The organism is Micromonospora sp. PRAS1, assembly GCF_059553435.1.
Genome location: NZ_JCANNB010000006.1, coordinates 219,012 through 229,423 on the forward strand (window position 1 = coordinate 219,012; position 10,412 = coordinate 229,423).

Below are 10,412 nucleotides of genomic sequence, written 5' to 3' on the forward strand. Positions count from 1 at the left end.
CCGTGCGGCTGTCCTTACCGGGAGAAAGCATGATATCTGCACAATCTGCCCACGTTTTGCGGCAGCCACGACGGAATCCTCATCGCGCTGGCCGCCTGCGCCGGTGGATCGCCGGCCTGACGGTCGTCCCCGTGGCAGCGTCGCTGCTGGTCGGCGTGCCGGCCGAGGCCGCTGTCCCGAGGGCGGAGCCGGCGCGGCCGCTAGTGGAGAAGCTCGATTCGCACGGTGGCCCAGTGTCGGGTCGGGCGTGGGCGCAGAAGCTGATGCAGGAGACACCGGTGCCGAAGCCGGCGTGGCCGGCGGCGAGTAGCGCCCGGGTGAGGATCGATTCGTCGAGCGGGGCTGGCCGGGGAGTCAGGGCGGGTGCTCTGCCGGTCTGGGTCGCCCGCGGCGGCGGTACGGCCGATGCGCGCGTCACCAGCGTGGACGTGCAGGTGTTGGATCGGGAATCGGTGCCGGCCAGATGGCGTGACGGCCTGATGCTGAAAGTCTCGACGCCGGTCGGGGTCGCTGCCGGCAAGGCAAAAGTGTCGGTGGACTACAGTTCGTTCCGGCACGCGGTGGGTGGGTCCTGGGCGTCGCGGCTGCGGCTGTGGCAGGTCCCGGAATGCGCGTTGTCCACGCCCGATGCACCGGATTGCCGAGCGGTGCCACTTCCCACCACGAATGACCTCGGTGCGGGAGTGGCCACCGCCGAGGTGACCGCCATCCCCACCGCGACCTCATCCGCGGAGCGGGCACGCCTGTCGGGTGAGACGACATCCCAGCCCAGCGGTTCCTTCCTCGCCTTGGCGGCGGCGGGCTCGGGCGCGGACGGTGACTTCACCGCCACCAGCCTGGCACCGTCGTCGACCTGGTCGTCGGGCGGGTCCTCCGGTGACTTCTCGTGGAACTATCCGCTGCGTACGCCGCCGGCGACTGGCCCGGAGCCATCGGTCGCGCTGGCGTACTCGTCGGCAGCCGTGGATGGCCGATCCGAGGTGACGAACAACCAGCCGTCGTGGATCGGTGAGGGTTTCGACTACTCGCCGGGGTTCATCGAGCGGCGGTATGTGCCGTGTGCGGAGGACCGGAAGAAGGGCGGCGCGAACAACACCAGGGACACCGGTGACCTGTGTTGGCGGTCGGAAAACGCGATGATGAACCTGAACGGTCGCGGCACCGAGTTGGTGTTCGAGGACGGCAAGGGTTGGCATGCCCGCTCGGAGGACGGTTCGAAGATCGAGCAGCTGACCGGCGCGTCGGGCAACGGTGACGACAACGGTGAGCACTGGAAGGTAACCACCACCGACGGTACGCAGTACTACTTCGGTCTGCATTCGCTGCCCGGGCACACGGAGAAGACCAACTCGACCTTGGCGGTGCCGGTGTTCGGCAACCACGCCAAGGAGCCGTGCAACGCGACGCTTTTCGTCAACTCCGACTGCAAGCAGGCGTGGCGATGGAATCTCGACTACGTCGTCGATGTGCGTGGCAACACGATGTCGCTGTGGTACGGCAAGGACACCAACAAGTACGGCCGTAACGACACCGCCTCCGATGCCGTGACCTACGACCGGGATGGCTATCTGGCCAGGATCGACTACGGCACCTACGACCGCACGCAGGCGGTACACGGGGTGACCGAGCGCAGCATCACCCCGTACGCGAAGGTGGTGTTCGATACCGATTTCCGGTGTTTCTCGAACTGCGGCACCGAAACGAACCCGGTCAAAGCGTCGTGGAAGGACACTCCCTGGGACCAGGAGTGCAAGGGGTCGTCGTGTGCGCAGCAGTTTTCGCCGACGTTCTGGACGACGAAGCGGCTGAAGAAGGTCACCACGTGGGTGTGGGACACCACGAAGACCACTCCGGAGTGGCAGGACGTGGAGTCGTGGACCTTTTCGCACACGTTCGCGGCGACGGCGGATTCCACGCACACCGGGCTGTGGCTGAACAGAATCGATCACGCGGGGCACGTCGGCGGCGACATCAACCTGCCGCCGGTGACGTTCGAGGCGGTGTCGCTGCCGAACCGGGTGTTGACCGCGCACGGCACGGCCAACAACTGGTTGCGGATGTCCAGCATCGTGACCGAGACCGGATCCCGGATCAAGGTGGACTACGCGGAACCGGAGTGCACCGAGGCGATGGTGAGAGGGCTCGACCCGCATACGAACACCAAGCGGTGCTACCCGGTGCGGGTGCCTGACCCGGCTGATCCCACGGGACAGGAGCTGGTCACGGAATGGTGGCACAAGCACCGGGTGGAGCACGTGGTCGAGGACGACGTGCAGTTGACCAGCGGACACCAGTCACTGTCGAAGCACACCTGGTACACCTACGTGGGCGCACCGGCGTGGCACTACGCCGACGATGACGGCCTCACCAGGCCGGAGCGCAAGACGTGGTCGCAGTGGCGTGGCTACCGGGAGGTGGAGACCCGGGTTGGTGACGACTCGGCGACGCAGACGCTCGCGGTGACCACGTTCATGCGGGGCATGCACGGCGACAAGGCCAGCCCGAGCGGAGGTACCCGCAGCGTGACGGTGCCGGCCACGCTGGGCAACGAAACGGTCTACGACGAGGACCAGTTCGCTGGCCAGGTGCGGGAGCAGGTGGTCTACAACGGCGTGAAGACCAAGCCGGTGTCGAAGACGGTGAACGTGCCATGGCGGTCCAACAAGACCGCGAGCCGGACGATCAACGGTGACATCGTCGAAGCCCGGTTCGTCGACACACAGACCACCTACACGGCGACCGCCCTCGGCGTCGACGGCAGCCGGGGCTGGCGTATCTCGCGGGGCACCAAGAAGCTGGACCACACGTACGGCACGGTCGACTGGTCGCAGGATGACGGCGATACGGCTGTCGCCGGTGACGAGAAGTGTGTCACCTACCGCTACAACCGCAACACCGCCAAGAACCTCACCACCACGGTTAAGCAGACGACCACTACCGCGCTGGCCTGCGGCACCAATCCGACCTCCGTCGATGACGTCATTTCCGACGCACGGACCTATTACGACGGGGCCAGCAGCGTCGACACCGCGCCGACGTTCGGGTTGGTGACCAAGAGCGAGCAGCTCAAGGACTGGGCCCCCAGCACCGGCACGGTGTGGCAGGTGGTGTCACAGGGCAGCTATGACTCCGCCGGTCGGCCGGTTAGCGCGACCGACATCAAGGGCAACGTCACCAAGACCGCCTATACGCCGACGGTGGGGGGCCCGGTCACGAAGGTGACCACGACGGGCCCTGCGCCGTTCAGCTGGACCTCGTCCGTGGAAACCAACCCCTACTGGGGCTCGACCGTCAAGGCCACTGATCCCAACAACAGGATCATCTCGGACGTCGAGTACGACGCACTCGGCCGCGTCAGCAAGGTGTGGGGGCTGGGCTGGACCAAGGCGGCCAACCCGAACACCCCATCCACGCAGTACACCTACACCTTCGCCGCGAGCCGCAACGCCTATCCGTTCGTCAGGACGCAGGCGCTGAACGCGAACGGCAATTACGTCAGCTCATACGAGATCCTCGACGGGTTGTTGCGCCCCCGGCAGACCCAGCGCCCGGCGGTGGACGGCACTGGAAACCGGGTGGTCACCGACACGATCTACGACAGTCTCGGCCGCGCCGCGACCGCCTATGGGGCACACGCCGAGCCCGGGGCACCTTCCGGCACGTTGTGGTGGGAGCCGGAATGGTCTCTCCCCGCCGTCTCCAAGACGGTGTTCGACCGGGCGTCTCGCCCCACGAACGCGATCTTCCTCGCCGGGGACGGAGAAACGAACCTGGTGGAGAAGTGGCGTACCGTCACCGACCACGAGGGCGACCTGACCAAGGTCACCCCACCGAAGGGCGGCACCCCGACCACGACGGTGACCGACAGCGAGAGCCGCGTCGTGGGGCTGCGCCAGCACACCACCACAGCTGGTGTCGATGGGGCTTACCAGGAGACCCAGTACGTCTACAACCGCAAGGGCCAGTTGGTCAGGACCGTCGACCCGGCGGGAAACCGTTGGGTTAATGAGTACGACGTCAAGGGTCGCCTGTGGCGTACGACCGACCCCGACAAGGGGGCGACGACCAGCACCTTCAACGACGAGAATGACCTGGTCAAGACCACCGACTCTCGCGGTGAGGTGCTCTGGTACGGCTACGACGAATTGGGTCGGAAGAAGGAACTGCGGGACGACTCGGCCACCGGAGCGCTGCGCGCCGAGTGGAAGTACGACACTCTCTACTCCGGGCAGAGCGGCTTCAAGGGCCAGCTCACTCAGGCGATCCGCTACGAACCGGCCGGCAGCACCAACGCCTACCGGTGGCAGGTGCGCAGCTTCGACGGCCGCTACCAGCCCAAGGGTGTCAACTACGTCATCCCCACCAACGAGACCGGCCTCAGCGGCACCTACATCTACGCCTACGGTCATTCGGCGGCGACCGGTGCCCCGACGTCGATCTCCTACCCGGCCGGTGGTGGGCTGGGCACCGAGCAGGTCACCACCGAATACGACGACATCACCGGAATGCCCGTCCGGCTGGACACCAGCCTCACCGGAGCAGCCGGCACGATGGCCACCGCCAGCTACACCGCCTACGGCGAACGCAACGGCTCGATCTACAAGATGCCCGGCGGCGTGTGGACTCAGGACACCGTCTACCGCGACGAAGCCACCCGCCGCATCGACCGCACCACCGTGCAGCGGGAAACCACCGTCGGCACCGTCTCCGACCGCAACTACACCTACGACGACAGCGGCAACATCACTTCGATCGAGGAGAAGCCGCAGGTCGGCCAGGCCGAAACCCAGTGCTTCCGGCAGGATCCGCTGGGCCGGCTCACCACGGCGTGGACCCCGAAGAGCGGAGTGGACTGCCAGACCGATCCCAGCGTGGCCAACCTGGGAGGTCCGGCGCCGTACTGGCACGACTGGACTTTCAATACCACCAACTCCCGCCTGACCGAGACCAGCCACACCGCCGGCGGCGACACCACCCGCACCTATGCGGTGCCGACCGGCGGCCAGGACGTGGTACGCCCACACGCCGTCACCTCGATGACCACCGAATCACCCGGCCAGAGCAACGTCGTCAACACCTACGCCTACGACGGCGCCGGGAACACCATCTGTCGGCCGACCGGCACCGCCGCGAACAACTGTGGCACCGGCACCAACAGTCAGACCCTGGGCTGGGACGCCGAGGGCAAGCTGGCCACCGTCTCAGCTGGCGGCCAGACCATCGAGACCAACATCTACGACCCGAACGGCACCAGGATCATCCGTCGGGACAGCGGTGGCACGACTCTCTACCTGCCCGGGCAGGAGATCCGCCGGGAAGGCAGCGTCAACACCGGCACCCGCTACTACAGCTTCGCCGGCAACGTCTGCGCATCCCGCACGGGCGGCTCGGCGAGCACGGACCTGACCTGGCTCTTCAACGATCATCAGGGCACCCAGCAGGTCGCGGTGAACGCCGGCACGCAGGCGGTTTCGATCCGCCGTCAAACTCCGTACGGTGCGCCGCGCGGCGCGAACCCGGTCTGGGTGAACAACAAGGGCTTCGTCGGTGGGGACATCGACCCCACCGGCCTGACCAACGTCGGTGCCCGACAGTACGACCAGACGCTGGGCCGGTTCATCTCGGTCGACCCGGTCCTGGTCGCAGACAGTCCCGCTCAGTACAACGGGTATCAGTACGGCGGTAACAACCCGATCGACAATGCCGATCCGACCGGCATGTACTTCACGGAGAACAACGAGGACACCGGGGACCGCGCCCGCGTCACCACCACTTCCTCCGGGAAGAACGAAATCAAGATCATCAAGAAGTACGTTCCCCCAGCTTGTGGATCCAGCTGTCAGCAGCAGCGCGAGGCGTTCCGGCAGGCCAGCAACGAACGCGCCGAAAAAGAACGAAAGCAGCGGGAGTGCCAGTCCAGCTTCTGGTGCCGTAACGCCGGGGCAGTGGGCGCGGTGGCCGGTGTCGCCGCCGGTGTCATCGTCGGCGGAGCCTGCACCGCCGGCAGCTTCGGTGTGGGTGCCGTCGGGTGCGCAGCGATCGGCGGGTTCGTCGGCGGCTATGTCGCCTCATTGACCACCAACAGCCTGGACGCCGATGAGGAAAGCTTCTTGCAACTCGCTGGCGAAGCCGTCCTCGGTGGGGCCGTCGGCGGTGTGCTGGGCGCAGGTGGTGCGGCTCTCCTGCCAGCCCTCGGTGCAGGGGCCTTCGGCCTTGCCAGTGGGGCAGGGCTGCGCACGTCCGTGGGTATGGCAGGTGCCGGAGCGCGATCGGCAGCCCGTGGTGGTGCTGGGGGTGCCTGTGGCTTCCACAGCTTCAGCGGTGACACCGAAGTCCTGATGGCGGACGGCAGCAAGAAGCCGATCGAGGATGTCGAGATCGGCGACGTTGTCCTGGCCACCGACCCCGAGACGGGGGAGGAAGGCGCCCGTGAGGTGACCCACCTGTGGATCCACGAGGACCAGCTCGTCGATCTGAAGATGAGTGGCGGGGAAATCACCACCACTGAGGACCACCCGTTCTGGAACGTGACCGACCAGCAGTGGCAGGACAGTCAGGATCTCGACCCTGGCGACCTGCTGCACACGGCCAACGGGGCGACCCTCACCGTTACGGGAGTCGACTGGAACACCGTCCAGCAGGGCACCGCCTACAACCTCACCGTCGCAGACATCCACACGTACTATGTACTCGCAGGTGAAACCCCGGTTCTGGTCCACAACAGCAACGGCTGTCTCCCAGCCCTCCGGAATTGGTCAAGCCAGCGGTTCCAGTTCGGAAATGAGACCTTCCTCCTTGACAAGAAAGGTATGGAGCACATCCTCACTCGCCACCACCCGGATTACTGGGATGGCTCCGTCAAGGCGCAGCAAACTTTCTTTAATCGTGGGATGTCGGTTGACGATGTTCAGGGTGCCATTCGAGGCGTAATGCAGCAGAACAGGGGCACCTTGATTCAGAACGGCACTACCGGCATGTATCAAGTCCGCGGAGCGGTCAACGGCACAGAGTATGTTCTTGGTGTAAACAATGGTCGCGTTGGCCAGTTCTACCCAGTGAAGTAGGCGCAATATGATCACCATTCGGACCTTCCTGCGGTCCAAGGACGGCGCGTTTCAGCAGGTAGAAGCCTGTGAAACGCCGCCTGGCGACCCCGACTACATCGAAGGGGCAGTCGAGCTAAGCATCGATGGCGTTGATATTCTAGGAAAGTCCGAATGGGACTATGTGGATCAGCTTTGGGCCTATATAGCCAACATGATTTATGCGCTTAGAACCCAGGACGAGGTAAGTATGTATTTCCCGGATCAGCCAATTCAGCTGACCTTCGAGCGAAAGGGAAATAGAATTCTGGTTTCTAGCAAAGCTGGTGAGACTACGAGGCGAGCAAGTGCGGACGAGTCTGAGCTGTTCGCAGCCATAGGAACCGCTGGGAGGGAGTTCTTTGAGAAGATGAGCGACCTTGCCCGCTCGAATTCGGCCGGCTATCAGATCGCGCTTGCAAAGCTTCGCGGGTAGATTCACCGGCGTGGCCGGTCAACTGCGCTCCGTATCGGTGCCAATCTGTTGTGTCCTGATGGGCGCGGTTGCTCGCGTGGGTTGCTGTCACGGTTGCTGTCAGACACCCACCCTTCATGCACATGCATGAATGGACTTCGTCTGACTGACAGTGCCTCCGTGATCGGTGGCTCGGCGCGTAGCGCCGTGGCGTCGATCGCCGGAAGCGCTGCGTTGCTTGACCTGCGATGCGATCGTCACGGCCTGGCCCTGATGGACATGCTCGTCGTGACGGTCTCGGTCAACGACTGCCGGGTCGGTCGGTCTGCTGCGTGGGCGCGTGCGCGCGGGCCGGAACGGCTGTAGCGCGTGCGCGCGCGGCCCGGCCGACAGGCCGGGCCGTCTTGATTAGGTGAAGCAATTCTTAGCCCAGTCGCTCCGTCGGTGGCGGGCTGCTGGGCTACGCCTTCGGGTTGCGGCGTGCCTTCTTCGGTGCCGGCGGCTCGGCGGGCTCGGGCGCTCCGCTGCCGGCGGCTCGTCCGAGGTTGGCTTCGTAGGCGGCGAGGTCGTCGGCGAGGTCGGTGTGTGCTTGTTGGAGGGTGGCGAGTTCTTCGGTGGCTTGCCAGGCGGCGGTGTCCTTGTTCATGAACGCGTCGACGATCTTGCCGCTGATGCGGTCGCGCTCCAGCAGGTAGAGGGCGAGGCGCCGGTTCAGTGCCGGGTTGTCGTCGATGACCGGCGTCTGGGTCGTCGCGGCGATGGGCGGGAAACTGCGGGCCGCCCGCGAGGCCGCCGGGCACAGCCTCGCCGGCATGGCCGCGCTCACCCACTTCAGCAAGCCCTACCTCGGCCTCGTCGAAACCGGCCGCCGCCCCGCCACCCCCGACGTCGTCGAACGCTACGAACACGCCCTCGGCCACCCCATCGGCACCCCAGCAGACCCGGTCCGCCTCACCCACGAATGGCTCATCGGCGACCAACCCGCCGCCCAGCACATGAGAGCCGGTCGTCGTATCGGCACCGGGCTCATCAAGACGCTGGAATCCCGGGTGATCGAACTACGCCGCCTGGACGACACCGTCGGCAGCCGCACCCTGCTCCCCGTCATCCGCACCGAACTCGAACAGGCCGCATACCTCGCCCGCACCGCCTCCTACACCGACGCCTCCGGCAAACGGCTGTACACCATGATCGGTGAACTGGCCCAACTCGCCGGCTGGGTCGCCAGCGACGCCGGCCGCTACCCCGACGCCCAACGGCTCTACCTGTCCGGCGTCACCGCCGCCGAATCGGCAGGAGACAGGGCGCTGGGCGCGCAACTGCTGTCCAGCCTCGCCTACCAGGTCACCAACGTCGGTAAACGTGAAGACGTGCTGCTCATCGCCCGCTCCGCCGTCACCGGCGCCCCCGATGCCAGTCCGCTCGTCCGGGCGCTGCTGCTGGAACGTCTCGCCTGGGCCGCCGCCCGGCTCCGCGACACCGACACCACCCGCCGCGCTCTCGACGCCGTCGACGACGCGTACAACCAGCGCTCCGACGGAATCGCCGAGCCCGAATGGGTGTACTGGCTCAACCGCGCCGAGATTGACGTCATGGCCGCCCGCTGCCTCATCGAACTCGGCACCCCAGCCGCCGCCGAACCCCTGCTCACCCGAGCACTCGCCGCATACAACCACGACCACGCCCGCGAAGTCGCCCTCTACCAAACCTGGCTCGCTGAAGGCCACGCCAGAGCAGGCGACCTCGACGCCGCCCGTGAGGTCCTCGCCCGCATCGACACCACCGCCATCGACGCGGGCTCTTCCCGCCTCCAACGACGCGTCACCGCCGTCGACCGCTTCATCGACCGCCGCGCACAGAAGAGGCCTGCCACCAGCCGGCAACCGACCGAGTAGACGCCCGACCGACGTCACGTCCCGCGCACTCAGCTCGGCGTGCGCCCGCGTTGCTGTCACGGCTGCGGTCAAAATCGCCGCCAATCGATGAGCTATCGGCGGGTGGTTGAGCGAAAGCCCAGCTCCCTGCCAAGATCGACGCCATGGCATCGCCACGCCCACCGTAACAGGGCCACACGTACTATGTGCTCGCCGGCACAACGCCGGTCCTCGTACACAACTGTGGGGACGCCGCAAAACACAGCGTGGATAACTTGGCCGACTCTCTGGGAGATGACTTTTTCTTTCATTACACGGATGAGGCCGGACACGCCACCATCATGGGAGGTGGGGTGGTGAAGGCTAACTCGAAGGGCGTTAGCTACTTTAGGCAGGACATGGTGAAGTCCGGCGATGCCAACAATGTTCTGTTTGCAGGCAACCCACGGTATGCGGGTCGCGGTTCCCACGTAATTGGATTCCGTATCTCTCCCCGATAGGCTCGGGCCAGGTGTTCAGCCGAACGAGCTGGTGCATCAGGGCTCATTCAGGTTCACGCCAGATGGCGTCATTTATCACGGACCGAACCCCTTCGGTTAGGAGCGACAGTGCTGCAAGTTGACGACTACCAGGAACTCCTTGCTCTCAACCGGGCTCTAATGGAGGTTCGGTACCTCGCGCACAATGTAGACGATGCCACACGGGGAAGCTCCTTCCTTAGTGACTTGCATGAGCGCGTTATCAAGGAAATAAAGGTAAGTTTGAGGGCCTCGGGGCGAGATGGGGAAGTTGCGCATTGGGAGAATTGGGAGGATTTCGCGAGCCGAAAAACTGAGCCTCCGCTAATAGTGGAGTATCTGGTGCGGGACTGGGCGCGACTGCCGTCTCTCGAAGTCAAGCGGGAGGTCGTGATAAATCAGATCCGCCCATTCAAGTTCAACGCAGAGGATGTTCAGCGTATGGTGCAGGAGCTTGACCGGCGGGCGTCGGAAGGGGCATCCGAATAGAGTCGAGAGTCCCTACGTGCGCGTCACGACCCTT

At 65.2% G+C, this 10,412-nt stretch carries 3 protein-coding genes and 1 pseudogene; 3 read left to right on the top strand and 1 reads right to left on the bottom strand.

The genetic code is table 11. The features are described from left to right. The first annotated feature begins 95 nt into the window (after nt 1–95). Nucleotides 96–7,064: a polymorphic toxin-type HINT domain-containing protein gene (locus tag AC507J_RS08655; protein ID WP_496288552.1), complete on the top strand. Its 6,969-nt coding sequence runs from the start codon at nt 96–98 to the stop codon at nt 7,062–7,064. Nucleotides 7,065–7,071: 7 nt separating this feature from the next. Beyond that, nucleotides 7,072–7,518 carry a hypothetical protein gene (locus AC507J_RS08660; RefSeq protein ID WP_496288537.1) on the top strand — a complete coding sequence of 149 codons (447 nt, stop codon included), beginning with the start codon at nt 7,072–7,074 and terminating at the stop codon, nt 7,516–7,518. Nucleotides 7,519–7,957: 439 nt separating this feature from the next. Here the strand turns inward: AC507J_RS08660 and AC507J_RS08665 are convergent. Then, nucleotides 7,958–8,260: pseudogene (locus tag AC507J_RS08665) on the bottom strand (GntR family transcriptional regulator); the annotation flags it as partial. Here AC507J_RS08665 and AC507J_RS08670 point away from each other — a divergent pair. Further along, nucleotides 8,229–9,392 carry a helix-turn-helix domain-containing protein gene (locus AC507J_RS08670; RefSeq protein WP_496288538.1) on the top strand — a complete coding sequence of 388 codons (1,164 nt, stop codon included), beginning with the start codon at nt 8,229–8,231 and terminating at the stop codon, nt 9,390–9,392. The pseudogene AC507J_RS08665 and the gene AC507J_RS08670 overlap by 32 nt on opposite strands. The last annotated feature ends 1,020 nt before the right edge of the window (nt 9,393–10,412 follow it).

Bases quoted from the DNA above. Each gene is read 5' to 3' on its own strand.
- AC507J_RS08660 (WP_496288537.1), top strand. From the start codon at position 7,072: ATGATCACCATTCGGACCTTCCTGCGGTCCAAGGACGGCGCGTTTCAG.
- AC507J_RS08670 (WP_496288538.1), top strand. From the start codon at position 8,229: ATGACCGGCGTCTGGGTCGTCGCGGCGATGGGCGGGAAACTGCGGGCC.